Raw genomic sequence first — 25,997 nt, forward strand, 5'->3', positions numbered from 1 at the left:
ACAATTTTTACTAATCGAACCGCACCATTGTCAGATTTTATGACAACAGCAGCAATTTTTTAATATTCGTCGTCTCTAAATCCGAAGTCACGAAGGTGAGTGGATTTATTACGCCAGTCCTTCTGAACCTTTACCCAAAGCTCCAGATACACTTTTGAACCGAGAAGTGCTTCAATATCTCTGCGCGCTTTTTGTCCCACTTCTTTTAATAAGCTGCCTCGTTTCCCAATAACAATCCCTTTTTGTGAATCACGTTCTACGACAATGGTCGCCGCCACATGGATCTTGCCATTTTCATCTGGCTTAATGGATTCGATCGCCACTGCAATGCTGTGCGGGATCTCTTCTCTTGTTAAATGCAGCACTTTTTCACGAATTAATTCAGAAATAATAAACCTCTCTGGATGATCTGTTACTTGATCTGCTGGATAAAATTGCGGGCCCTCGGGAAGATAACCTTCAACCTGCTGAAGAAGCGTGTCAATGTTGTTTCCTTCTAGAGCTGAAATTGGCACAATTTCCTTAAATGGATAACGTGTGCGGTATTCATCAATTAAAAGGAACAGCTCATCTGGGTGAATTTGGTCGATTTTATTGACGACTAGGAATACCGGTGTAGATGTTTGCTTGAGTCGTTCAATGATGAATTCATCACCCTTGCCATAGCCTTCCTTTGCATTGATCATAAACAAGATCAGGTCGACTTCCTTCAGTGTATTTGTAGCTACTTTCATCATAAAATCACCAAGCTTATGCTTAGGTTTATGAATCCCTGGTGTATCGATAAAGATCGTTTGTGACGTGTTTGTTGTTAAGACACCTTGCACTTTGTTTCGTGTCGTTTGGGGCTTATCACTCATGATGGCGATCTTTTGTCCAATCACACGATTAAGAAAGGTTGATTTTCCTACATTTGGTCTTCCAATAATGGATACAAATCCTGATTTGAAGCTTTCGTTAGTCATTTAAATCCTCCGGTGAAAATGCGCCTGGCAATAGTTCGTTTACTGTTGTTTCGTATATTTGTCCTTTTAAGTTCGTTAGAATCACTGGCATGTCAGGTGCACATAGCTCTGAAATAACCTGTCTGCATGCGCCGCACGGCGAAACAGGCCGGTCTGTATCAGCCACTACCGCTAGCATTTGAAACGATGTGATGCCTTCTGAATAGGCTTTAAAAAGTGCTGTTCTTTCCGCACAATTACACATACCATATGCTGCATTTTCAATGTTGCAGCCGCCATACACTTTTCCATCGTTCGACAACAATGCTGCACCGACTTTGAATTTTGAATAGGGTACATATGCAAAATCTCTTGCTTTAACTGCTTCTGAAATCAACTCTTGTTTGTTCATTCCTAGTTCCCACTTTCAGAAGAAATGGACCCACTGTCACATTTATATTTTACATAATTCACGTGACATTTTCACGCCCATTTCTAAAAATGTTAATAAATAGTAATATTGTTCTATTGCATGATCTTCGGTATGAAGATCATCAACCCAATCATAACCGAAATCGCGGCGTAAACGCAAACAGCGCCTGCTGCGGCGTCTTTCGCTTTCTCAGCAAGCGGGTGCCTCTCTTCTGTCATAAGGTCCACTGTATGTTCAATGGCTGTATTGACAAGTTCAAGGGCAAACATCCCCCCGCATAAAAGCAAAACGATCATCCATTCGAATGGTTCAATGTGAAACCAAAAGCCGCAGATCACCACGATGATGGCTGCGACTGTATGAAATCGAAAATTCCGTTCATTCAAGAAAGTTCGCCATATTCCTCTAAATGCATAATAAAAGCTCCGAAAAAAACGGGCAAGCGGCCTTCTTTTCTTACGAAGATCTTGAAAGGCCATAATCATCCAAGATCTTTGTCTGTTTGGCGAACATTTCTTTTTCATCTTCCTCTGTCATATGATCAAACCCGAGCAAATGCAGGAACCCATGAATGGTGAGAAATCCAAGCTCTCTCATAAAGGAATGTCCATATTCCTCTGCCTGCTCTTTCGTACGGTCCACACTAATGATGATGTCACCGAGTACAGGCGGAATATCATCAGCACCAATGATTTCAATTTCCCCTTCTCCTTCTTCTTCGAGTGCAAAGGAGATCACATCCGTTGGTGCGTCTTTTCCGCGGTATTCTTTATTAATTTGATGAATCTCTTCATTCGAAACGATCGTCACTGATACCTCCGCTTGATCTTTGACCTCAAGGGCATCAGCAGCGAACTGAAGAAGCTTTTCCACTTCTTCAAGCTGCTCTTTTGATACTTGTCCTGTTTCATCTATTAAATCGATTAACAATGTCATTTACTTCACCTTCTGCTTTGGGGCATCTGGATATTCAATCCGAGAATGGAAAATCCCCTTTAATGTTGTACAAATCGTTTGACTAATAATATTTAACTCTTTAAATGTCAGATCACATTCGCTAAATTGCCCATCCTGCATTTTATCGGAAATAATGCCTTTGACGAGCTTTTCGATCCGCTCTGGATTTGGATTATGCATCGATCGTACCGCCGCTTCCACGCTGTCCGCTACAGAAATAATCGCCGCTTCTTTTGATTGCGGTTTTGGCCCAGGATAACGGAATTCTTCTTCTGTCACCTGATCATCACGCTCTTTTGCCTTATAGTAAAAGAACTTTAACAGCGACTTCCCGTGATGCTGTTCGGCAATATCGACAAGCTCTTCAGGAAACTTCTTTTCTCTCAGCATATCAGCTCCATCTGTCGTATGGGCAATAATGATATTTTTACTTAGCTGAGGAGAAAGCTTGTCGTGCGGATTATCAATATTCATTTGGTTTTCGATAAAGTATTGCGGTCTTTTCGTTTTCCCAATGTCGTGATAATAAGCGCCGACCCTTGCTAAAAGACCGTTTGCTCCGACTGCTTCACATGCAGCATCCGCTAAATTTGCCACCATGACACTATGATGATATGTACCTGGTGTCTCTGTTAAAATCTTTTTAAGCAGCGGATGGTTTGGGTTTGATAGTTCAATCAGCTTCATTGTTGAAAGAATGCCGAACATACTCTCAAACACAGGCATTAGCCCAATGACTAAAATAGATGATGCAAACCCTGACACAATCGCCATCATAAGGTTCACACCGATTTCAAGTCCTGATGGTGAGGAGTTTTGAATCAGCGTAATGGATAGAACCACAAGGACATTCACCAAAGCGACCGAAAGCCCTGCCTGCAATATTTTTGAACGTGCATTATGCTTTCTCAAAAATAAAATGCCCGCCATCCCGCTCACAAGGTAATAAGCGCAGATCACATAGTTAAAGACGCCGGTTACTCCTTGATTAAACATCATACTGCCGCAAAGAGCAAATACAAGGCCAGAGAAGATCGCTAGCCGCTCATTGATAAGCAGCTTGATCAGCATCGTGCCAAGTGCCACTGGCACCACATAACCTATCGTCGTATACTTCGTTTCCTGGAAGAGACTGAATACTTCCATGATAACTAAAATAATGGTGAAAATGAGCGAGTAGAGAAGCAACGACTTATTCTTATGAACAAGCGATTTTTTCCTCGATTCAAGTGAATGAATAATCGCTGCTAAGAATAGACCAATCAAGATCATAAGACCGCTTACAGGTTTAATCAAATTGGAGCTATTTAAGAGCCCTGTCAGTTCTAATTTACGATACACTTCTCGGTCGATAAGTTCTCCTTCTTCGACTAAGATTTGCCCTTGCTTAATTTGAACCGGCTGAATATTATCAGCGGCTTCTTGCCTTTTCTTCTCTGTCGCCACTGGATCAAATACATAGTTTGGAATGATCGCAAATTCACCGATTTCTTTCGCCGCATTTAAGTATTTGGATGGAATTGAGTTATTTTCAAGCTCTGTTTTCACTTGTTTTTTCTCATCTTGTAATTTCGCTGCTGTGATTTCTTTACTCATCAGTGAATTCACCACTGTGATGATGGAATCCTTAGTAAAAGAGAGATTTTCGTCACTTGCCTGAAGCAGTGCTTTGATGGATTGGTCTGAAACAGCCTCCTGCATATCTGATGTGAGTTTTTCTTTGACACGCTTGACCATTTCTGTATCTGATGGCGGATTTTCTTTTTCATCAGCTGCTTTCTTCTCTTCTTTAATGGCTTCGAAAAGGGAGGAGATGAGGTCAACACGATTGTCAGAATACGCTTTTTTGAGTGTATATTGATCCTCTACTTGATCTGTTGCTTCTTGCTTCTTTTCTTCTGTCGCTTCTTGATCATCGACGGTTGATGGAGAATAGATGGTCTGTTCGCTCACTGAAAATAAATCTAAGTCGAGCGATTCAGGCTTTACATGGAAGAAGAGCACCACGAATAGAATGGCTGCTAAACCAGCGTATAGCAAAACATTTAAATAACGTGAGCGCTCCATTTTCTGAGGTTCTTTTTTAGACAGCAGTCTTTTGCGCTTACTGTCTTTCTGATTCTTTCTCAAGGAAAGTACCTCCTTTTTTACTTTAAACCACGATCGAAACAAAATGACCCGATGAAGACGATCGGGTCACTAAGGTCATTTTTGCTTTTCGTATGCTCCGATGATCTTTGCCACAAGCGGGTGTCTGACCACATCTGTCTGGTCTAGCTCAATAAATGAGATGCCCTTGATCTCTGCAAGCATGTCCTTTGCAGCTGCAAGGCCAGACTGCATGCCCTTCGGTAGGTCAATCTGTGTAATATCTCCTGTAATGACCATTTTAGAGCCAAACCCAAGTCTCGTCAAAAACATTTTCATTTGGGCAGGCGTTGTATTCTGCGCTTCATCTAAAATAACAAATGCATCATCGAGTGTCCGTCCTCTCATATAGGCAAGAGGCGCTATTTCAATCACACCGCGCTCGATTAAACGTTCCGTATGATCACTGCCAAGCACATCATGCAAGGCATCATATAGTGGTCTTAAATAAGGATCTACTTTTTCCTTTAGATCACCTGGTAAAAAGCCAAGACTTTCTCCTGCTTCAACAGCTGGTCTTGTCAGGATAATCCGTTTCACATGTCCATTTTTCAGTGCATGAACGGCGTTGACGACTGCCAAATACGTCTTCCCTGTACCAGCTGGTCCAATTCCAAAGACCAGGTCATCTTTTTTCATCGCCGCAGCATATTCCCGCTGGCCAATGGTTTTTACCCTGATTGACTTCCCTTTTGCATTTTTCGTAATTTCATCTTCATACATATTTTCAAAATAATTGAGCTTGTCTTTTTGCGCCATTTTAATGGCATAGACGACATCCCGTTCAGAAATCTCAATTCCTTTTTGGATGAGATGTAAGAGAGATGTAATCAGACGGCTCGCTGTTTCTCTTGATGCTTCCTGACCAGAAACATACACCTTTTCTCCGCGCGTAATAATGGAGACATTCAGCTCGTTTTCCATCAGTTTCAGATAAGCATCTTGATTTCCAAATAAAGCAATGGCTTCGTTTGGGCTATCTAATTTTTGTTGAATTTCAAGTAAATGTTCTGTCATTCTCTAGTCTCCCTGAACAATAGGTGTTGGTTGAACAATATCTTCTATTACTTGGTAAAGGATGATTAACTTAACTTTACCATTCCCTGTTGTCTCGTGCAAAACTTTTTCACTTTTCACCTCTCCTGTTTGACCTAGCTTCTCTTCTAATTCTTTTTTACCCATTTTAATCCCTGCTTGAACCGCTTCTTTATTTGTGTATGTCCGGTTTATTTTTTCGCTTTCGCGTGTCGTTTCTTTTTCATAGGAAAATGGGAGCTGGAAGTTTAAGAAATGGAGTGGGTGAACTTCAGTTTCTGTTTTTGGCTGCTTAAAATCATCCTTTTTAAAGGAAAAGCCCCAAAATGGCATTGAACCTCCAAATGCGGAGAGCTTGTGCTTTGTCTTCATTTTACCCGTAAAGACATCAAAAGATGTTCGAAGAGGGACAGAAACTTCAGAACGATACCACGTTTCACCATAAATTTTCGCTTTAGCACCAACCGTTTTTTGCTGGTCTTCGCTGCCGATGAGGCCAGAGACAAGCATTTGTCCTTTCTTCACATGTTCATCAACTGCGGCAAGCGGCTCCCCTTTTTCCACATACATTCTCGTGATGACCGCCTTCTTCTTGGCCACAATATGCTGAGGACTCGTATATTTCTCTTTTTCCGGCTCATTTTTTTCCACAACTTTCATTTGAAAAGTTGTACCGTTTAGTTCAACGCCGACCCATGTAATGCTTTGAATATTGGCGGTCAGTGATTTTTGAATTTTTTCAGGTGTTCCCATTAGAAACTGGAAACGGCCTTTTTGCACACCAATCTCGTCTAAATGCTTTCTCATCTGATGTTCAGTTTCTGGATTGGCCCCTTTAATATCAATTTTCCACACCATGTTTGAAAGTGCCAATATTGTCACTAGAAAAAACACAATCCCAAGGGTAAACCCAATATTCTTCCTTGACCATAGGAGAAGGAACGGAAATCCTTTCTTTTGATGAAATGAACATGTTACCTCATGATGTCTTTGTACTTTTCTGAAGGCATGTACATCTGATAAGCGAATAAATAAGCGCACGCTGTCTTGACGGCGGCTCACTTGAAACATTGTGATCCCCTGTCTCGTGCACTCATTGATGAGCCGCTCAATGCCGTTTCCCTTGATTTCCACTTCCACTCTGCCAATAAAATAGGCGAACCATTTATTCTTCACACTTCTCCCCTCCGTCAGTTAAGAATCAATATAACGGACCTCATCGATTTTCCCTTCCAATAAGATCTCTTCTGGCAAAATCGTTTTAATCACAAAATCTTTCCCTGAAATAATGCATTGTCCTTGTTTGAGCATCAGCCTTACCTCTTGATCACTGAAAAGCAAAAGCCCTTTATGGTTCTCTATGTAAATGTGGAGTCTGCCAACCATCGTAATACGGGGAAGATCCATCATGACGTCTGGAGGGATTTCAAGTGTTCTTGTCAGCCATGCTTTAAGTCGATTTTTTCTTTTTCCCATTCAATAAGAACCCCTTCCCGCCCCATGTGTATGAGATCAAACTGAAAGATGGTGAGACTGATGAGAAAGCCTCTATATCATCCTATTCCTCAGCGGTTCAGATCATGCTAATGAATCCCGCAAAACAGCCGTTTCAGCATTTTTACTGCAAGAAATCTCCATCAGGTCAAACAAAAAAAGCCCCTTTATATAAAGGGACTTTCTCGTTTATCTGTTATATGGCCGTTTCATCGTTCTGTGCGGCTTTTTCGCGCGCGGCTCTCCAAATACTTCTCCAAGGATCATCCCCTGAACAATTGTATCTTGATTGAGCTTCTCAATGATCTTTGGCTTCACTTCGGCAGAAGCAGCCTTTGGCCTTGTCAGTTCTCTTTCAAGCGATTGGAATTCTCTATTCAGCTCGCTTTTTCTTTCTTCCATTTCGGCAAGTGTAGCGGTATAGCGGTCCTGTAAGGATTGAGATGTTTTTTTCTTCATCCCGCCATGATCATGTACATCGCCGAAATCGTCCATCTGATCCGTCACGACTGGATCTGGACTTGTTTGTTTTGTTTGCTTTTGGGGCATCTGCTTACGCTGAGGAGCTGGCTTGTTTTGCTGATTCTTTTGTTCGTTCTCCTCTTGTTTGCCGATTTTCCCAAAGACAGCAGAGATGATACCGATGATAATCGCAATTAGTAGCGGATTTTCAAATAGAATGTCCAATGGGCTCCCTCCTTAAAGCGTGAGAGGATGCTTATTTGTTTTCATTATCAGATGGACCTTTAGTCATTTTACCAAATGAATCTCTCATATCCGTATCAGCATCGATATTCTTAATATTCATGTAGTCCATGACACCAATATTGCCTTCACGTAATGCTTCAGCCATTGCAAGTGGTACTTCAGCCTCTGCTTCTACAACTTTCGCGCGCATTTCTTCAACTCTTGCACGCATTTCTTGCTCCTGGGCAACAGCCATCGCACGGCGTTCTTCCGCTTTTGCCTGTGCAATGTTTTTGTCTGCTTCTGCTTGGTCTGTTTGCAGAATCGCCCCGATGTTCTTACCGATATCAACATCTGCGATATCAATCGAGAGGATTTCAAACGCAGTACCTGAATCTAATCCTTTACCAAGAACTGTTTGTGAAATCATATCAGGGTTCTCAAGAACCTTTTTATGATTATCTGATGAACCGATTGTAGAGACAATCCCTTCACCTACACGAGCAATAATCGTTTCTTCCCCTGCACCACCAACAAGTCGGTCGATGTTTGCACGAACTGTAATACGTGCTTTTGCTTTCACTTCAATCCCGTCCATCGCCACACCAGAGATAAATGGTGTTTCAATGACTTTAGGGTTTACACTCATTTGAACTGCTTCAAGTACGTCACGGCCTGCTAGGTCGATCGCTGCACAGCGTGCAAAGTTCAATTCGATATTCGCGCGTTGAGCTGCGATTAATGCGTTCACAACTCGGTCCACGTTACCACCTGCAAGATAGTGGCTCTCTAACTGGTTAATCGTCGCATCAAGACCTGCTTTATGTGCTTTAATAAGCGGGTTGACCACTCGGTTTGGAATAACGCGGCGAAGTCTCATTCCTACAAGTGTAAAAATGCTTACCTTTACGCCAGCCGCTAGGGCAGAAATCCACAGCATCACCGGTACAAAGGTGAAGAAGATCGATAGAACGATCAGACCTGCTGCGATAATCACAAATAATAGTAAAGTAGATGGATCCATTTTATTCCTCCTATAAAATCAGTTATCTATACTTTCCTCACGACAATGCGTGAGCCTTCCGCTTTCACAATTTTTACTTGTTCATCCTTATCGATGAATGCACCTTCTGACACAACATCAATGCGCTCATCTCCAAATACTATTGTACCTGACGGACGAAGTGCGGTTGCTGTCACCGCGATTTGCCCAACAAGATCTTCTCTTGTTTCATTTGAGACATAACCGCTTTCCTTATTGGTTGAATCGGTTAAAATGAACTTTTTGAAAAATTTCATACGTTTCCCCAACACCTTTGTCAATAAAATAACTGCTACGATTGAAACAGCAGTGGCAATCAAGATGGAAATCGCCATTTCTGTAAAGCTTCCAGCTGCTAAAAACAAGCTGACAACCACACAGATCAGTCCAATGACACCTACGATTCCCCCCGGCAAAAACAATTCCAGAATCATGAGCAATATCCCTGCTATAAACAGGAACAACGTCTCATATCCTGCAAAACCAGCCACGAGATGACCATAAAAGAATAAAAGAAGCGCTGTCACTCCCATGGTGCCTGGAATCCCAAAGCCAGGAGAATAGAGCTCAACAATTAACCCTAAGCTTGCGATGGATAAAAGGATTGGAATGACGATTGGGTGCGTGAGAAAGCGCGCAACCTTTTCAGCAAAGCTCACTTCATCGTATTGAACAGAAGCATCGGCTAAATTCAGCTTTTGTAGCAAGTCATCCATATTTTTCGCTTCCCCTTCTGCATAACCGAATTGAAGCGCACGGTCTGTGTTGAAGGTGAGCAATTCTCCTTTTGGTGCACCAGCTTCTTTTGCGTCTATATCTACATCTGCCATTGCAAGTGCATACTTTGGATCACGCCCCTGCTTTTCGGCAGCATCACTCATTTCAGCAAGCCATAGCGATTCAGATTTTTGATCGGCAGCATTGCCTTCTCCATCAATGATCGCCGCAGCCCCCATCTTTCCATTTGGGGTCATATAGATTTGATCGGCATTTAGTGCAAGGAATGCCCCAGCTGAAAGCGCTCTATGATTCACAAACGCTGTCACAGGGATATCAGACGCACGAATGGCATCTGCGATCTCTAGCGCAGCATCGACTGCACCACCTGGTGTATTGATGTCTAGAATGATATGTTTTGCTCGTTCGGACTTTGCCTGCTCAAATGATCGTTCAATAAATTGAGAAAGTCCTTTTTCTACTGTATCTTCAATAGGGATAACATGAACTTTCTGATCTACTGATTTCGCGGTCAATTGAACCCCTAATAATAAGCATATTATAAAACAACTGAAGAGAGCAATAGAAATTTTTATTTTTTTCATCTATTTGGTGATCCCTCCTCTCTATCTTCCATTTTACTGTTCCTTTACATACGTTACAAATGTATCATAGGTTTCATTTTTATATGACAGAATGATGAAGGTATAAAAAAAGTACCCTTCTAACAATAGAAGGATACTTTTTTATTGAGACAGCTGTTCGCTGACAAGTCTGTTAATGACAGCTCCATCAGCTTTACCTTTTACTTTTGGCATAATAGCGCTCATGACTTTACCCATATCAGTCTTCGATGAAGCACCTGTTTCAGCAATCGTTTCTTTCACGATCGTTTGCAGTTCTTCTTCAGAAAGCTGTTCAGGTAAATAAACGTCTAAGATGTCAATCTCTTTTTGAACTTTATCTACTAAATCTAAGCGATTAGCTTTCGAAAATTCATGGAGGGAGTCTTTACGTTGCTTAATCTCGCGGGAAAGGACGGTTAGTTCCTCATCGCCGGTCAAACTGTCTTTCTTAAGCTTAATTGCTTCATTTTGGAGCGAAGCCTTAACCATCCGAATGACAACAAGCTTGTCTTTCTCACGGTTTTTCATAAAAAGCTTCATATCAGAATTTAATTGCTCAAGAAGACTCATAAAATCCACCCTCTTTAGAATTTACGTTTTCTAGCAGCTTCAGACTTTTTCTTGCGCTTTACGCTAGGCTTTTCATAAAATTCACGCTTTCTTGCTTCTTGCAATGTTCCAGTTTTGGATACACTGCGTTTAAAGCGACGAAGAGCATCTTCAAGCGATTCGTTTTTTCTAACGACCGTTTTTGACATTCTCTTTCCCTCCCTCCGAATACACCAATCGACTGCATTAAAAAAAGATATACATGTAAAACATGTACCTAGACATTATAATATAAGCCTAGTGTGAGGTCAACTAAGTGATTTGGAAATATATTTTCGTCATGAGCAGGTAGACAAGTCCATATATTCATTGGTAAGAGGAGGACTTTTCTATGATGGCGATCATTTATTTTTGTGCACTTATTTTCATTTTTTTATGGTCAATGGGTTTGCTGAGAAAAGGATTAATGGCGCTTGCGTCGTCTCGTATTGAGAAATCACTTCTTCTCTTTACAGATCATCCGGTAAAAGCATTCTTAGTCAGCATCGTATTTACAGGGATTCTTCAAAGCAGTTCAGCGTTTATGGTCATCGTGATTGGCTTTGTCAGTACAGGTATTCTCTCTTTTAAAAAATCCATTCCAATGATTCTTGGTACCAATATTGGCTCTACGTTTACAACAGAATTTATCGCCATTAAAATGGATGTTTTCATGTGGGTTTTAATCCTAGCTGGTCTGATATGCATGATGTTAGGCAAAAAATCTTTTAGGCATGCAGGAAAAAGTATATTTGGACTCGGGATGATCTTTTTTTGTATTCAAGGCTTTTCTAAAATTGCAGGTATGATGACAAGTCAGCCTGAGACATTGCGCTTTCTCGAAATGATGCAGCATTCTGACTGGACGGCGCTGCTTTCGGGTACTATCTTCACAGCGATTGTTCATTCAAGCTCCGTCTGTATCGGCATTTTAATGGGGTTTATGAATGAAGGAACGGTTGGGCTTCAGGAAGGCATCAGCTTTGTGTTAGGGTCCAATATTGGGACATGTATTACAGCCGTAATGGCTGCCATATCTGGCGGCTATGCAGCACGTCAAACGGCTTATGCACACGTTTTGTTTAATGTGCTCGGAGTGCTTTTATGTCTCCCATTTCTCGCCATGATGACAGAATTCGTCGCCCTTCTTGCAAACGCTCCCGCACAGCAAATTGCGCACTTCAGCCTGCTGTTTAATGTGGCAAGCTCTTTGCTTTTCTTCCCGTTCATCCGTCCATTTCACACATTGATTTTATGCCTTTTACCGAATCAATCAAAATAAAACACCGGCTTGCCCTTTTGGCACCGGTGTTTTATTTTGATTGATTATGAGGTCATTCTCACTTTGTCTGTTTGTACTTCATCGCTTATACGAACGAATTGTCCTTCGTTATAAGGATAACCCGCTTTCGTAATTTTCACTTTGACCAAACGGCCGATCATGTCCTCTGTTCCTTCAAAAACAACCTTCATATAGTTATCTGTATAGCCCACATAAAGATTGTGCTTTCCTTCTTGTTCTTTGAAGGATTCTTCCGGAATAATCTCTAGGACATCTCCTTCATAAGCTGATGCGTATTCTTTCGCAAGCTGATCAGAAAGAGCGATCAAGCGGTGGACACGTTCGTTTTTCACATTTTCATCCACTTGATCTTCCATTCTTGCAGCTGGCGTACCTGTACGTTTGCTGTAAGGGAATACGTGCAGTTCAGAGAATTGATGGTCTTTGACAAAGTTGTATGTTTCCAAAAACTCTTCTTCTGTTTCTCCAGGGAATCCTACAATCACATCAGAGGTGACAGCAAGACCTGGCAATGCTTTTTTCAGCTTTGTTAAACGCTCTGCAAAGAATTCCATCGTATATTTACGGCGCATTCTTTTCAGCACTGTATTAGAGCCAGATTGAAGCGGGATGTGAAGGTGTCTGACAATCTTATCTGACTGATCAAGCACTTCTATCACTTCATCTGTAATTTGACTTGCTTCGATAGATGAAATACGAATTCGTTTTAAGCCGTTGACACGTTCATCTAATTCTTTCAGAAGCTTTGCAAAGTTATAATCCTTTAAGTCTTCTCCGTATCCACCTGTGTGAATACCTGTTAATACAATTTCTTTATAGCCGGCATCCACAAGCTGCTGCGCTTGGTTGATGACCTCTTCTGGATCACGAGAACGAAGAAGTCCGCGAGCCCAAGGAATAATGCAGAATGTACAGAAATTGTTACAGCCTTCTTGGATTTTTAATGACGCACGTGTTCTGTCTGTAAAAGCAGGAACATCGAGTTCTTCAAACACACGTGCTTTCATAATATTGCCAACCCCATTAATCGGCTGTCTTTCTCTGCGATATTCTTCAATGTAACCGAGTAATTTATGTCTGTCTTGTGTTCCCACGACAATATCAACACCAGGAATCGCCATGATTTCTGCTGGAGATGTTTGCGCATAACAGCCTGTTACACAAATGACACCATCCGGGTTATGACGAATGGCTCTTCTAATGACTTGGCGGCTTTTTTTATCGCCAGTATTCGTGACCGTACATGTATTAATGACATATACGTCTGCTTTTGATTCGTACTCTTTTCTTTCATAGCCTGCTTCTTTAAACAGCTGCCAGATCGCTTCTGTTTCATAGTGATTGACCTTACAGCCAAGTGTATGGAACGCTACTGTTCCCATCATGATTCACCTCTTAATAACTCTGTTTGATAAGATATAGCAGAAAGCGCGTAAAGAGGAGCTGTTTCTGTTCTTAAAATGCGTGGTCCAAGCCCGCAAATGACTGCACCATGCGTTTCAAGCGCTTCAATCTCCTTTTCTGCTAAACCGCCTTCAGGGCCAAAAACCACTAGCAAGGTTTGTCCGCCTTTCATCTGTTGGAGCACAGTTTGAAAGCGGCTTTGCTCTCCTTCTTTCGATGATTCTTCGTATGCAACGACACATTTATCGAATTCACCAGCTAATTGAGTCAGCTCTTTAAATGTTGATACTGGATCAACACGAGGAATGATATTCCGGTAGGACTGTTCAGCTGCTTCTTTCGCGATTTTCTCCCAGCGCTCTCGTTTTTTATGTGACTTCTTTTGGTCAATTTTTGTAATAGAACGAGCCGCTTGAAACGGGATAAATGCGCTTGCGCCAAGCTCTGTGCCTTTTTGGATAATCAGCTCAAGCTTATCTCCCTTTGGGAGACCGCTCGCAATTGTTACTCTTACCGGAAGCTCTCTGTCCTGATTTGTCCAGCCTTCAACGTGACAAATGACTTCTTCCTTTGTTATTGTATCAATTTTACTGAGCGCTTCAAAGCCGTCTGTCGTTAAGCAAAGGATTTCCTGCCCTGCTTTCATGCGCATGACGTTGGAAAGGTGATGTACATCTTCACCATTGATGACGATAGATCCCTTTGCGATCACTTCTTCTTTCGTGAGGTCGATAAAATATCGTTGCATACGTGTCCTGACACCTACTCGCTTTATTTTTTCGCTATAATGCTGACCCAATCTTCCATTGACAGCACTTCAACAATGTCAAAACCTGCTTCTTCTAATGCTGTTTTGACTTGTAATTTCTTTTGTCCAATGATGCCTGATGTAATGAAATAGCCATCTTTCTTCAATAAGTCATAGGCTTGATCTGTAAAGCGCAAAATCACTTCTGCGAGAATGTTGGCGACGATCACATCACGTTCACCTGAAATCCCATCAAGTAAGTTGTTTTGCTTGACCGTCACTTGTTCGCTTACACCATTTAGCTCGATGTTTTGCTTTGCACTTTCAACCGCAACGGTGTCGAGATCAAAGGCTTGAATGTCCTTTGCACCAACCATCGCTGCTGCCACACTTAAAATCCCAGAGCCTGTTCCAACATCAATCACCGTATCGTTTTCCTTCACATAGCGCTCAAGCGCCTGAATACAAAGAACGGTTGTTGGATGTGTCCCTGTTCCAAATGCCATTCCTGGGTCCATTTCAATAATCAGTTCATCAGAATGAACCGGAGTATATTCTTCCCATGTTGGAACGATGGTGAATTTTTCAGAGATTTTCACAGGATGATAGTATTTTTTCCATGCGGTGGCCCATTCTTCTTCATTTACTTCACAAATGGACAGCGTATTTCGTCCAAGGTCAATATCGTATAGAAGAAGATTGTTGATGGCTTCTTTGATCTCATCTACCGTTTCCATTAAAAAGCTGTTCATTGGAAGATAGGCTTTGACGATGACCCCTTCTTCAGGATAGTCATTCGGATCGAGCTGGTAGATCTCACCGTATACATTTTCACGTTCCTTGACTAAATCAAGCGGGTCCTCAATCACGACACCACTCGCACCTGCTTCATGCAAAATATTGGTGATTGGTTCCACCGCTTCATTTGTTGTATGGACGCTAATTTCTGACCACTTCAATACTACCAACTCCTTATCCGTCTTACTCGCCTTTAAATGCGCGTTTTACCTTATCGAAGAAGCTCATCTCTTGTTCGTCCGGTTTATTTCCGCTCACTTCAGCAAATTTTCTAATGATATCTTTTTGATTGTCCGTTAAATTTGTTGGTGTGACGACTCGTACAACGATATGCTGATCGCCTTGGCCATAGCCGCGTACATTTTTCACACCTTTTCCTTTGAGTCTAAACTTTGTGCCAGTTTGCGTGCCAGCAGGAACTTTTAATTTCACTTTACCGTGTAATGTCGGCACTTCAATTTCGTCACCTAATGCAGCCTGTGCGAAGGTTAACGGCATTTCGCAGTAAATGTCATCCCCGTCACGCTCGAAGAATTCATGCGAACGCACATGGAACACAACAAATAGATCGCCTGGAGGTCCTCCATTTACACCTGGCTCCCCTTGACCAGACACTCTGAGCTGCTGACCATCGTCAACACCAGCTGGGATCGTCACATTGATTTTCTTACGCTTACGCACTTTACCAGAGCCGCCGCATGTAGAACATTTGTGATCGATTTGTTTTCCTGTTCCGCTACAGTAGTTACATACTCTGCGGTTGACCACTTTACCAAACGGAGTTGACTGCTCAACATTTAATTGACCAGAGCCGCCGCAATGTGAACAAGTCTTCGCTTCTGTCCCAGGCTTTGCCCCTGATCCATGACATGTTTCACATGATTCCTCGCGAGGGATTTCAATCGTTGCTTCTTTCCCAAATGCTGCTTCTTCAAATGAAAGCGTCATTGTATATTGCAAGTCTGCTCCTTGACGCGGTGCATTTGGATCTCTTCTTCTGGCTCCACCGCCAAAAATACTAGAGAAGATGTCATCAAAGCCGCCGAAGCCACCAAAGTCTCCTCCTCCGCCAAAACCGCCGCCGCCAAAGCCTTGGTTTGGATCGGTATGACCGAACTGATCATACTGCGAACGTTTTTGATCGTCAGAAAGGGTTTCATAGGCTTCTTTTACTTCTTTGAATTTCTCATCTGAGCCAGCTTCTTTATTAATATCAGGGTGATACTTTTTTGAAAGCTTGCGGTATGCCTTTTTGATCTCGTCTTTTGAGGCGCTCTTACTCACGCCAAGCACTTCATAGTAATCACGCTTACTCATCTCTTCACACTCCCGATTTTCTCACATAAGTACGATTGTATCATTTTGATTTGACCTTTTTCAATTGCTTTCATCGTTGGAAAGAAAAAAAGTCAAAGCCAAGAGATCCTGACTTTGACTTTCTGACGAGTACGTTTCAGCAGTCTTTTTCAAAAGTAAAGGTGATTATTTTTTCTCTTGATCGTCGTTTACTTCTTCGTATTCTGCATCCACTACATTGTCATCTGCTTTTTGAGCACCTTCAGCGCCTTCTTGCTGAGCTTGTGCTTGTTTTGCAGCTTCTTCATAGAGCTTTGTCGTTAGTTCTTGAACGATTGTTTGCAGCTCATCTTTTTTCGCTTTGATGTCTTCAAGCTCGCCTTTTTCGATCGCAGCTTTTAGTGCATCTTTCGCGTCGTTTGCTTTTTTCACTTGCTCTTCATCGATTTTGCCTTCTAGATCTTTTAATGTTTTTTCTGTTGTAAACACTAATTGATCTGCTTCATTGCGCACTTCGATTTCTTCTTTTTTCTTCGCATCTGCTTCAGCATTTTCTTCTGCTTCTTTGACCATTTTTTCGATCTCATCATCAGAAAGACCTGAAGAAGATTTGATGGTGATGTTTTGCTCTTTGCCTGTACCCATATCTTTCGCTCGTACGTTGACAATACCGTTTTTATCGATATCAAAAGATACTTCGATTTGTGGTACGCCGCGTGGTGCTGGCGGAATGTCAGTCAATTGGAAACGACCTAATGTTTTGTTGTCTGCTGCCATTGGGCGCTCACCTTGCAGAACATGGATGTCTACCGCTGTTTGGTTGTCAGCAGCCGTTGAGAATACTTGAGATTTACTTGTTGGAATTGTTGTATTACGTTCAATCAGCTTTGTGAATACGCCGCCCATTGTTTCAATTCCTAAAGAAAGTGGTGTTACATCAAGAAGAACAACGTCTTTGACATCTCCTGTGATGACTCCACCTTGAATCGCCGCACCAAGAGCAACCACTTCATCAGGGTTTACACCTTTATGAGGCTCTTTGCCTGTTTCTTTTTTGATTGCTTCTTGTACTGCAGGAATACGAGTTGATCCACCAACAAGGATGACTTTATCAATCTCGCTAGCAGATAAACCAGCATCTTTCAATGATTGACGTACAGGTGTCATTGTACGCTCTACAAGATCTGCAGAAAGCTCTTCGAATTTAGCACGTGTTAGCGTTAATTCAAGGTGAAGAGGACCTGCATCTCCAGCTGTGATAAACGGCAGTGAGATTTGTGTAGAAGATACACCAGATAGATCTTTTTTCGCTTTTTCAGCAGCATCTTTTAAACGCTGAAGCGCCATTTTATCTTTTGAAAGGTCAATGCCATTTTCTTTTTTGAATTCAGCTACTAAGTGATCAATGATCACTTGGTCAAAATCGTCTCCACCTAGACGGTTGTCCCCAGCAGTTGAGCGTACTTCAAAGACGCCGTCTCCAAGCTCAAGGACTGATACGTCAAATGTACCACCACCAAGGTCGTATACAAGGATCGTTTGATCTTCATCTGTTTTATCTAAACCATAAGCAAGCGCAGCTGCTGTTGGCTCGTTGATGATACGTTCTACTTCAAGACCAGCAATTTTACCAGCATCTTTTGTAGCTTGACGTTCTGCATCGTTGAAGTAAGCAGGAACTGTGATAACAGCTTTTGTTACTTCTTCGCCAAGGTAGCCTTCAGCGTAAGATTTAAGGTGTTGAAGAATGATTGCAGAGATTTCCTGCGGTGTATAGTTCTTGCCTTCAACTTCTACTTTATAGTCTGTACCCATATGTCTTTTAACAGACATGATTGTGTTCGGGTTTGTAATTGATTGGCGTTTCGCTACTTCACCAACTTGGCGCTCTCCATTTTTAAAAGCGACAACAGATGGTGTTGTACGTGCTCCTTCAGCGTTTGCAATGACTTTTGGCTCTCCGCCTTCAAGTACTGCAACACATGAGTTTGTTGTTCCTAAGTCAATCCCAATGATTTTACTCATAATCGATGACCTCCCATTATGTAGTTATTGATTTACTTTTACCATTGATGGACGAATAACTCGGTCTTTGAGTTTATAGCCCTTTTGCAATTCTTCTACTACGATATTTGAATCGAAGTTTTCATCTTCAACTTGCATGACGGCTTGATGAAGGTTTGGATCGAACTCTTTGCCGACAGCTTCAATTGGTTCAACGCCTTCATTTTTCAACGCTTCTACCAGCTGGCGGTAAACCATTTGCATTCCTTCTAACAAACTTTTCGCCTGCTCATTGTCTGGATCAATTCCAAGCGCTCTTTCAAAGTTGTCAAGAGCTGGGAGAAGATCGCTGACAACATGTTGAGAACGATATTTTTGCACGGTCTCCACTTCAGTTCGAGCACGGCGTTTATAGTTTTCAAAATCTGCTTGAACACGCAGAATCTTGTTTTCTTTTTCATCTAGAAGCTGCTGCAATTCATCGATTTTCTCTTGGAAGGCAGACTGTTCATCATGCTTTGCTTCCTCAGTATCTACTTGAACTGCTTCTTCTTGTGCTTCAACCTCTGCTTCTTGCTCAGGTGTCTGTTTTTCTTCTGACATTGTGTTCACCTCCCTCAAAAGATTCAAGAATACGAAGGGGCAGTGCCCCTATCTTTTTATCACCCTACTCATCATACAAATTGGAAAGTGCGTTTGACAAGTCTTTTGATACATGATGCAAAAGACTAACGACTCGCCCGTAATCCATGCGGGTTGGTCCGATGACGGCAATGGAGCCGAGTGATTTTTGATCAATCGAATAAGTCGCTGTGATCAAACTGCAGTTCTCCATTGCTTCCAAATTGTTTTCTGAACCGATTTTAATGGTGATACCTTGCTGATTTGGATGAAACAGCTGCATGACATCATTCTTTTGCTCAATCAGCATCATGAGTGAGCGAATGCGGTCGATGTCATGAAATTCAGGCTGATTCAACATATTAATCTTCCCGCCAAAGAAAAGTTTTGATTCATTTTGTGTCGATGTAAATGTGTTGCCAAGCGCATCTAAAATGTGATCATAATCTTTTAAATGTGTGCGCAGAAGCATGACTACTTCTTTATACATCCTGTCCTTCAACTGGTCCATTGGAACGCCAGCTAAGCGGCTATTCAAAATATTCATCAGCTTCTCAATATCGGAGACATCGAGATGCTCAGAGAAGGTAATGGTTTTGTTTTCAACATGTCCGCTGTCTGTAATCATGATTGCTACGGCTTTATTTGGCTGAACGGGGACAAGCTGAATTTGCTTTAATCGATTTTCACTCAGCTTTGGACCAAGCACGATCGATGTATAGTTTGTGAGATCTGATAAAATTTCCGCCGATTTTTGAACTGTTTTTTCCAGCTCAAAAATTTTCTCCTGAAAAGCCGACTGGATAAGCACAAGATCTTTAGACGACAGTTTTCGCGGAGAGAGCAAATGATCTACATAATAACGATATCCTTTTTCTGAAGGAATTCTTCCTGATGAAGAATGGGTCTTTTCGATAAAACCAAGTTCCTCCAAATCAGCCATTTCGTTTCTAATCGTCGCAGAGCTGAATGTGATGTCCTCTTTTTTAGAAAGAGTCCTTGATCCAACTGGCTGCGCCGAACGAATAAAGTCATTAATGATGACTTGCAGAATCAAAAGCTGACGATTTGTTAACATCATCATCACCCCTGTTAGCACTCTCTTTCAACGAGTGCTAATTGTATAAACAAAATTACCAAACTCAAATTAAAATGTCAATTATAACTCACCGAGAAACGCTTGAAATACTTCATTTCCTAACAATTTCCCTTTTCTTGTTAAACGAATTCCAATGTCATCTTTTACAATGAGACCTTTTTCTTCTAATTCTTCAAGAACTGAGGGAAAAAGAGCTTCTGGTGAAGCACCATATTTGGCTTGGAAGTCGGCACTTTTCACCCCTTCGATTTTTCGAAGGCCTAAAAACATTTCTTCTTCTATCTGCTCTGCTTTTGTGACTTGATGAGTTTCTTTATACGGGAACCCAGTTTGCTCAATCAGTTCCAAGTAATGCTTCACTGGTCCTGCGTTCACATTTCGGATGCCATCTACATACCCGTGTGCCCCTGCACCGAAACCGAAGTAGTCTTCATTGCTCCAATAGGTCAGGTTATGCTGGCTTTCAAAGCCCGGTTTGGCGTAATTGCTGATTTCGTATTGATGTAATCCATGGCGCTCCATTTCATCCATCACAAGTTCATACATTTCAGCCTCACGTTCTTGCGGCGGTAAATGCAGTTTTCCTTTTTGCATTAAGTTGTAAAACACCGTTTTCGGTTCCACAATCAGTGAGTAGACAGAATAATGCTCTGCTCCTAATGAGAAAGCTGTCTCAAGTGAATTCATAACATGATGCTTTTCTTGATGCGGCAAGCCAAACATGAGGTCAAGGCTAATATTGTCAAATCCAACCGCTCTAGCTCTCTCAAAGGACGTGAGAACATCTTTCTTTTGATGAACTCGTCCAATTTTTTTGAGCAAATCATCTTCAAAGGTTTGGACGCCAAAGCTTAGTCGATTGACACCGGCTTCTTTTAACACATGTAGCTTCTCGAGTGATAATTCATCTGGGTTTGCTTCCACTGCAAATTCAACCAGTTTTTTTGCCGGCTTTAACACACGGTGAATGCTGTTCATAAGCTGGTCTAGCTGGCTGACGGTCAATGATGTCGGAGTCCCCCCGCCAATAAAGATCGTCTTGAGTTCTTGCTCGCCCTTTTGCTCGATCGTGTGCTGCATCTCTTTTTCAAGAGCCGCTAAGTATTCATCGACTGGCTGCGTTTTAATGAAAAATTTATTGAAATCACAATAGTGGCAAATGTGCTCACAAAATGGAATGTGAATGTATGCTGCTTTCATTTGATGACACCTTCTTTACAGGTAAAGAGCCGCAGTTTATCGCTGCGGCACCTTTGTTTGTTTTCGACTATAAACGCCAAGGCTGACATTGTAAAGCAGGTTGCCTTGAGGAGGATGTTATTTTTTCGGTGTGCTGTCGTCCATCTTCAGCACAGCCATAAATGCTTCTTGCGGGACTTCAACAGAGCCCACTTGTTTCATGCGCTTTTTCCCTTCTTTTTGCTTCTCAAGAAGCTTTCTTTTCCGGGAAATGTCTCCACCATAACATTTAGCAAGTACGTTTTTACGCATCGCTTTAATGGTAGAACGAGCCACAATTTTTTGTCCAATCGCCGCTTGAACTGGTACTTCAAAATGCTGGCGCGGAATGAGTTCTTTCAGCTTTTCTACGATGATCTTGCCTCGTTCATAGGCGTAATCGCGGTGAACAATAAAGGAAAGGGCATCGATTTTTTCACCATTCAGCATGATGTCCATTTTCACTAGAGTAGATGGGCGATAGCCAATCAGCTCATAGTCAAAGGACGCATAGCCTTTTGTGTTGGACTTGAGCATATCAAAGAATTCATACACGATCTCCGCCAAAGGAATTTCGTACACAATGCTCACTCGGTTTGCATCAAGGTATTGCATATCAATGAAATGCCCGCGCTTGCCTTGGCAAAGCTCCATGACAGAGCCTACATAGTCATTCGGCACCATCATTGTTGCTTTCACGTATGGTTCTTCAATTTTCTCGATCTTTTGCGGATCAGGCAGATTTGACGGGTTATCGACGATGATTTTTTCTCCGTCTGTCATATACACATCGTAAATAACACTTGGTGCTGTCGTAATGAGATCGATTTTAAATTCACGCTCAATCCGTTCTTGGATGATTTCCATATGAAGCATTCCAAGAAAGCCGCAGCGGAAACCGAAGCCAAGTGCTTGGGACGTCTCTGCCTCATATTGAAGTGAAGAATCATTTAATTCAAGCTTTTCTAGTGCTTCACGTAAATCGTTATATTTCGCTGTATCAATCGGATAAAGACCGCAGTAAACCATTGGGTTCAGCTTTCTGTATCCTGGCAGCGCTTCTTTCGCTGGGTTCACCGCACTTGTGATCGTATCCCCCACACGTGTATCGCCGACATTTTTAATTGCTGCTGTTAAGTAGCCAACATCTCCAACAGTGAGTTCATCTGTCGGCATGGCTTTTGGTGTGAATACGCCGACTTCAAGGACTTCAAATTCTTTGCCCGTCGCCATCATTTTGATTTTCTGACCTGGTTTGACAGTTCCTTCCACAATTCGTATGTACGCAATAACGCCGCGATACGCATCGTAGAGAGAATCAAATATAAGAGCTTGAAGCGGTGCTTCTGGGTCTCCAGCAGGTGCTGGCACCTTTTCGACGATTTGTTCTAAAATATCTTCGATCCCAATACCAGCCTTAGCAGAGGTGAGAACAGCTTCAGACGCATCCAACCCGATGACATCTTCAATTTCTCCTCTTACACGCTCAGGCTCTGCACTTGGCAGATCGATTTTATTGATAATCGGAAGAATTTCTAAGTTGTTATCAAGAGCTAAATAAACATTCGCAAGTGTCTGTGCTTCAATTCCTTGTGCTGCATCTACTACGAGAATCGCACCTTCACAGGCAGCAAGGCTTCGAGATACCTCATAGGTGAAGTCGACATGCCCTGGTGTATCAATCAGGTGCATAATATATTCTTCTCCATCCTTCGCCTTATATTTCAGCTGGACAGAGTTTAATTTAATCGTTATGCCGCGTTCACGCTCTAAGTCCATGGAATCAAGTAATTGTTCTTTCATTTCTCGCTGCGTAATCGCCGCTGTTTTTTCTAAAATACGGTCGGCCAATGTGGATTTCCCGTGGTCAATATGGGCGATAATGGAGAAATTTCGAATTCTTGATTGCCGTTCTAATCGTTTTTCTTTATCTGTCACAATCTATCACTCCTACTATAAAACGCGGGTTGCGCTAGGTTAGATTATATCAATAGGGCTGTAAAGATTCAATCGAAATCAAGAAAAGCCGCTCATTGATTAGCGGCTTTAGTCATAAGGTGTAGATTTATTTATTTCCCATTTACCCAATCATAAAGAGAACGAGCTGCATGTGTCATGCCATCAGACAACACCTTTCCTGCCTTGGAGAAAGCATTAAAGCTCTCTATTTCCTCAAGCTGCTTTTGTTTTTCGGCAAGATCCTTTTCTGTAACAGCCGTTCCTAAGATAGAGGCTTCTCGTTCTTCTTCGTCGTTCATTTGGATGGAGAAAGCGCCTTTTAATTGCGGGTCATGGTAACCCTTCATTTGCAGCATGCCATTATTTGCCTGCTGCATTCCTAAAAAGACGCCAAATAGCAAGACCAGTCCTAAAATAATGGTTTTTCCCATAAATGATCCCATGCACCGTCACCACCTTAAGAGCGTTTTTTCTCATCCTTTGCTTTGCCGTTTACTTTTTCCGCATCCCAGAAAATGTCGCTGAAGACATCAGCTGCTGCATTGGATGCATTTTTCAATTCTTCCATATTATTATCCACTCCGCCAAATTCTAAAAGAAGGGCTTTGTCGGATAAATCTTGATTATAAATTCCATTATCACCAATTTCGCCTTTGGCAAACACACCGACACTGAGTCCTTTATATTTTTTCTCCATCAAATGGTGGAACTCCGTCGCAAGCTTGAGGTTTTTCTCATAGCTTTGATTCTTCTTTCCCACAACAAACGCAATTCTCGCATATTTTTTCCCTTTGATCTCGGCAGTAGTGTCTTTCTTTCTTCTTGAGTCACGGTGGATATCGATTAAATATTCGAGATCATCATTTTTCGCTAAGGCTTCTTTTACGACCAGTCTTGATTCATTATAAGACTGGGGATACTTTAGTCCTTTTTGCAGAAGCCGTTTTTCAACTTCTGTTTTGTCGACCGTATTCCCGATTCCTTGCTGATCAAGCGCCTTTCCGAACATGTCACCGACAAGGGTGACATTCACTTTTGAGTGCCGTGCATTGTTTGGATTCGTTTCTCCTTTTAAAAATGGTAAATATGATTCCGTATTATGTGTATGGTAAATGTACACAGCTTTTCGTTTTCCTGTCGACCGGTCCGGCTCTTTCGCAGGCTTTTTCGGCACATCTTTGTCGAGCTTGTCCAGCTCTGCTAAATTTGCTTCTTTTTCATCTTGAATGACTTCACTTGGCGGCGGCGATTCCATTGGCATGTTGGTATAGTCTGTTCCTTCACCTGCTAAGATGATTTTTGTATCAAAATGTTCAAAGCCTGGAAGTTCTCTACCTAGAAAACTACGCGGGTCTTCTAAATTGATACTGGTCGCAAGCTTGAGTGACAGTCCAGAGAAATGAAACCCTTTTTGATCTTTCGGGACGGCTGAGGCGAAATATTGGTTTTCCATGCCCATTAATGTGGCGAAAAACGCCCCGGAAAGCTCATCTGCTACACCATATAGCGAGGCTTGTGGCCTCAGCTCAGGTTTTAAAGATGTCAACGCCCCTGACATCACAAACACTACAACAAGCGAGGCTATAAATAAGAAAATGCTTTTGACTACTTTTGTTCCATTAATCGCAACGACCAACTGTCGAGGACGGCGGGGTCTTTTTTTCATGATTTACTCCCTCCAGCACGCTTTCTAGTAATTACACTATGAGCGAGCTAGAGAAAGTAGAACCGATTAATGATTATAAGAACCCATGTTATCTTGAGAGATTTTTTGATGAAGTGCTGTGTTTAATCCATTGGCGAGCACGTTTGCCATATCATCAATGAATGTATCCACTTCCTTAGGCGTGACCATGAGATTTTGCCCTAGCGGCGCAAGCACTTCATGGATCAGCTGCCGTTTCTCTTCTTCTGGAAGAGTTCCTACGATACCTAGAAATGATTGACGCGTTTCTTCATCTGGTAAGTCTTCTTCGTTTAGTACTTTTTTCTTCCCAAACGTCAAACCAGCCGGCACAAGAGAGCGGGACGGCCTGTCATCTTTCAGTTCTCTACCAAAATGCTTTAAGACATAATCAATTGTGTCACTTGCAATGGTGACTGCATCTACCACTGTCGGAACGCCAATCGCAATCACTGGAATTCCCAACGTTTCTTTGCTTAATTCTTTTCGCTTATTCCCTACACCTGAACCGGGATGGATACCTGTATCAGAGATTTGAATCGTCGTATTCACCCGTTCCACTGCACGAGCAGCAAGGGCATCGATTGCAATGACAAAATCGGGTTTGGACCTCTCGATGACACCTTGTATAATGTCGCTTGTTTCAATACCAGTCAGTCCCATCACTCCCGGTGATAAAGAGGACACTGGGCGGTAGCCTTTCTGTACATTTTCCGGCTGTAATTCAAAGAGATGCCGAGTCACAAGCAGACTTTCAACCGTGAGCGGACCTAGCGCATCTGGCGTGACATTCCAGTTTCCTAGTCCTACTACAAGACAGCTCGCATCAGTCTGAATGCCTCGATCTTTTAAAAACTGAGCAAAATGATGGGCAAAGACTTCGACAACTTTTTCCTGCATCTCAGAATCTTTCTCCCGAATGCCCTGCGCCTCAAGTGTCAAGTATGTTCCTGCCTTTTTGCTGGTCAGCGCCTCCCCTTCTTTCGTAATCTCCACCGTGCGTATACGGATGCCATGCTCCTCTTTTTCCTTTTCGACAATCCCTTGAATTCCATCCTTTTTGACGACATTCGGATCGTTCTCTTGTTCTAGTATCTCTCTTGTTTCAACAGCCAAGTCTGTCCGAATTTGATAAGCACTTAAATCAAGTTTCTGTTTCTCCATAAAAAGACTCCTTCCACCAAGTAATTAA

26 protein-coding genes are annotated in these 25,997 nt (G+C 42.1%); 1 reads left to right on the forward strand and 25 read right to left on the reverse strand.

What is annotated here, in order from left to right; all coding sequences use genetic code 11:
* Nucleotides 1-59: 59 nt before the first annotated feature.
* From era to rpsU, 13 genes are all read right to left on the reverse strand, one after another.
* A complete protein-coding gene (gene era, locus NSQ36_RS11555; RefSeq protein WP_003217394.1) occupies nucleotides 60-965 on the reverse strand; it encodes a GTPase Era in 906 nt (301 codons plus the stop codon).
* Entirely contained in the window at nucleotides 958-1,356 is a 399-nt protein-coding gene (locus NSQ36_RS11560) for a cytidine deaminase (protein ID WP_003217296.1), read from the reverse strand. Before NSQ36_RS11560 ends, era begins: the two co-directional genes overlap by 8 nt.
* Before the next feature lie 113 nt (nucleotides 1,357-1,469).
* The gene (locus NSQ36_RS11565; protein ID WP_226803673.1) at nucleotides 1,470-1,856 is read right to left on the reverse strand and encodes a diacylglycerol kinase family protein; all 387 of its coding nucleotides are present in this window, start codon (nucleotides 1,854-1,856) and stop codon (nucleotides 1,470-1,472) included.
* Entirely contained in the window at nucleotides 1,834-2,313 is a 480-nt protein-coding gene (gene ybeY, locus NSQ36_RS11570) for an rRNA maturation RNase YbeY (RefSeq protein ID WP_012010615.1), read from the reverse strand. Before ybeY ends, NSQ36_RS11565 begins: the two co-directional genes overlap by 23 nt.
* The gene (locus NSQ36_RS11575) at nucleotides 2,314-4,401 is read right to left on the reverse strand and encodes an HD family phosphohydrolase (RefSeq protein WP_189286497.1); all 2,088 of its coding nucleotides are present in this window, start codon (nucleotides 4,399-4,401) and stop codon (nucleotides 2,314-2,316) included.
* A gap of 138 nt (nucleotides 4,402-4,539) precedes the next feature.
* Nucleotides 4,540-5,499, reverse strand: a complete 960-nt coding sequence (locus tag NSQ36_RS11580) for a PhoH family protein (RefSeq protein WP_044139415.1) — start codon at nucleotides 5,497-5,499, stop codon at nucleotides 4,540-4,542.
* Nucleotides 5,500-5,502: 3 nt separating this feature from the next.
* Nucleotides 5,503-6,693: a sporulation protein YqfD gene (yqfD, locus tag NSQ36_RS11585; RefSeq protein ID WP_106029133.1), complete on the reverse strand. Its 1,191-nt coding sequence runs from the start codon at nucleotides 6,691-6,693 to the stop codon at nucleotides 5,503-5,505.
* 18 nt (nucleotides 6,694-6,711) lie between these two features.
* Nucleotides 6,712-6,993, reverse strand: a complete 282-nt coding sequence (gene yqfC / locus NSQ36_RS11590; protein WP_012010618.1) for a sporulation protein YqfC — start codon at nucleotides 6,991-6,993, stop codon at nucleotides 6,712-6,714.
* A 207-nt stretch (nucleotides 6,994-7,200) separates the two neighbouring features.
* Complete coding sequence (locus NSQ36_RS11595) at nucleotides 7,201-7,698, reverse strand: hypothetical protein (protein ID WP_003217339.1); 498 nt, start codon at nucleotides 7,696-7,698, stop codon at nucleotides 7,201-7,203.
* Between the two features lie 31 nt (nucleotides 7,699-7,729).
* Entirely contained in the window at nucleotides 7,730-8,722 is a 993-nt protein-coding gene (gene floA / locus NSQ36_RS11600) for a flotillin-like protein FloA (RefSeq protein ID WP_003217317.1), read from the reverse strand.
* A gap of 26 nt (nucleotides 8,723-8,748) precedes the next feature.
* Nucleotides 8,749-10,062 (reverse strand): nodulation protein NfeD, encoded by a 1,314-nt coding sequence (locus tag NSQ36_RS11605; protein WP_050943742.1) that lies wholly within the window; start codon nucleotides 10,060-10,062, stop codon nucleotides 8,749-8,751.
* Between the two features lie 141 nt (nucleotides 10,063-10,203).
* Complete coding sequence (locus tag NSQ36_RS11610) at nucleotides 10,204-10,653, reverse strand: GatB/YqeY domain-containing protein (RefSeq protein WP_003217508.1); 450 nt, start codon at nucleotides 10,651-10,653, stop codon at nucleotides 10,204-10,206.
* Nucleotides 10,654-10,667: 14 nt separating this feature from the next.
* On the reverse strand, nucleotides 10,668-10,841 hold the full coding sequence (gene rpsU, locus NSQ36_RS11615) for a 30S ribosomal protein S21 (protein WP_003152957.1): 174 nt from the start codon (nucleotides 10,839-10,841) through the stop codon (nucleotides 10,668-10,670).
* Between the two features lie 182 nt (nucleotides 10,842-11,023).
* Here rpsU and NSQ36_RS11620 point away from each other — a divergent pair, with 182 nt between their 5' ends.
* A complete protein-coding gene (locus NSQ36_RS11620) occupies nucleotides 11,024-11,953 on the forward strand; it encodes a Na/Pi symporter (RefSeq protein WP_003217427.1) in 930 nt (309 codons plus the stop codon).
* A gap of 44 nt (nucleotides 11,954-11,997) precedes the next feature.
* Here NSQ36_RS11620 and mtaB read toward each other — a convergent pair whose 3' ends face one another.
* The 12 genes from mtaB to gpr form a co-directional block, all read right to left on the reverse strand.
* Nucleotides 11,998-13,356, reverse strand: a complete 1,359-nt coding sequence (gene mtaB / locus NSQ36_RS11625; RefSeq protein ID WP_050943741.1) for a tRNA (N(6)-L-threonylcarbamoyladenosine(37)-C(2))-methylthiotransferase MtaB — start codon at nucleotides 13,354-13,356, stop codon at nucleotides 11,998-12,000.
* Nucleotides 13,356-14,126, reverse strand: a complete 771-nt coding sequence (locus NSQ36_RS11630; RefSeq protein WP_050943740.1) for a 16S rRNA (uracil(1498)-N(3))-methyltransferase — start codon at nucleotides 14,124-14,126, stop codon at nucleotides 13,356-13,358. The genes mtaB and NSQ36_RS11630 overlap by 1 nt, the downstream gene beginning before the upstream one ends.
* Before the next feature lie 23 nt (nucleotides 14,127-14,149).
* A complete protein-coding gene (prmA, locus tag NSQ36_RS11635) occupies nucleotides 14,150-15,085 on the reverse strand; it encodes a 50S ribosomal protein L11 methyltransferase (protein WP_003217481.1) in 936 nt (311 codons plus the stop codon).
* Between the two features lie 22 nt (nucleotides 15,086-15,107).
* Entirely contained in the window at nucleotides 15,108-16,241 is a 1,134-nt protein-coding gene (gene dnaJ, locus NSQ36_RS11640; protein WP_003217525.1) for a molecular chaperone DnaJ, read from the reverse strand.
* A gap of 165 nt (nucleotides 16,242-16,406) precedes the next feature.
* Entirely contained in the window at nucleotides 16,407-18,245 is a 1,839-nt protein-coding gene (gene dnaK, locus NSQ36_RS11645; RefSeq protein ID WP_003217444.1) for a molecular chaperone DnaK, read from the reverse strand.
* A gap of 24 nt (nucleotides 18,246-18,269) precedes the next feature.
* Nucleotides 18,270-18,827: a nucleotide exchange factor GrpE gene (gene grpE, locus NSQ36_RS11650; RefSeq protein ID WP_113387156.1), complete on the reverse strand. Its 558-nt coding sequence runs from the start codon at nucleotides 18,825-18,827 to the stop codon at nucleotides 18,270-18,272.
* A gap of 64 nt (nucleotides 18,828-18,891) precedes the next feature.
* The gene (gene hrcA, locus NSQ36_RS11655) at nucleotides 18,892-19,923 is read right to left on the reverse strand and encodes a heat-inducible transcriptional repressor HrcA (RefSeq protein ID WP_050943737.1); all 1,032 of its coding nucleotides are present in this window, start codon (nucleotides 19,921-19,923) and stop codon (nucleotides 18,892-18,894) included.
* 81 nt (nucleotides 19,924-20,004) lie between these two features.
* Nucleotides 20,005-21,144, reverse strand: a complete 1,140-nt coding sequence (gene hemW, locus NSQ36_RS11660; protein ID WP_113387157.1) for a radical SAM family heme chaperone HemW — start codon at nucleotides 21,142-21,144, stop codon at nucleotides 20,005-20,007.
* 117 nt (nucleotides 21,145-21,261) lie between these two features.
* A complete protein-coding gene (lepA, locus tag NSQ36_RS11665; protein ID WP_050943735.1) occupies nucleotides 21,262-23,100 on the reverse strand; it encodes a translation elongation factor 4 in 1,839 nt (612 codons plus the stop codon).
* Nucleotides 23,101-23,231: 131 nt separating this feature from the next.
* On the reverse strand, nucleotides 23,232-23,564 hold the full coding sequence (locus NSQ36_RS11670) for a YqxA family protein (RefSeq protein ID WP_050943734.1): 333 nt from the start codon (nucleotides 23,562-23,564) through the stop codon (nucleotides 23,232-23,234).
* Between the two features lie 14 nt (nucleotides 23,565-23,578).
* Nucleotides 23,579-24,787: a stage II sporulation protein P gene (locus NSQ36_RS11675; RefSeq protein WP_003217396.1), complete on the reverse strand. Its 1,209-nt coding sequence runs from the start codon at nucleotides 24,785-24,787 to the stop codon at nucleotides 23,579-23,581.
* 66 nt (nucleotides 24,788-24,853) lie between these two features.
* Nucleotides 24,854-25,969, reverse strand: a complete 1,116-nt coding sequence (gpr, locus tag NSQ36_RS11680; RefSeq protein WP_113387158.1) for a GPR endopeptidase — start codon at nucleotides 25,967-25,969, stop codon at nucleotides 24,854-24,856.
* Nucleotides 25,970-25,997 lie beyond the last annotated feature (28 nt).

It is taken from the genome of Bacillus sp. FSL W8-1143, assembly GCF_037965155.1.
Classification (GTDB): domain Bacteria; phylum Bacillota; class Bacilli; order Bacillales; family Bacillaceae; genus Bacillus; species Bacillus pumilus.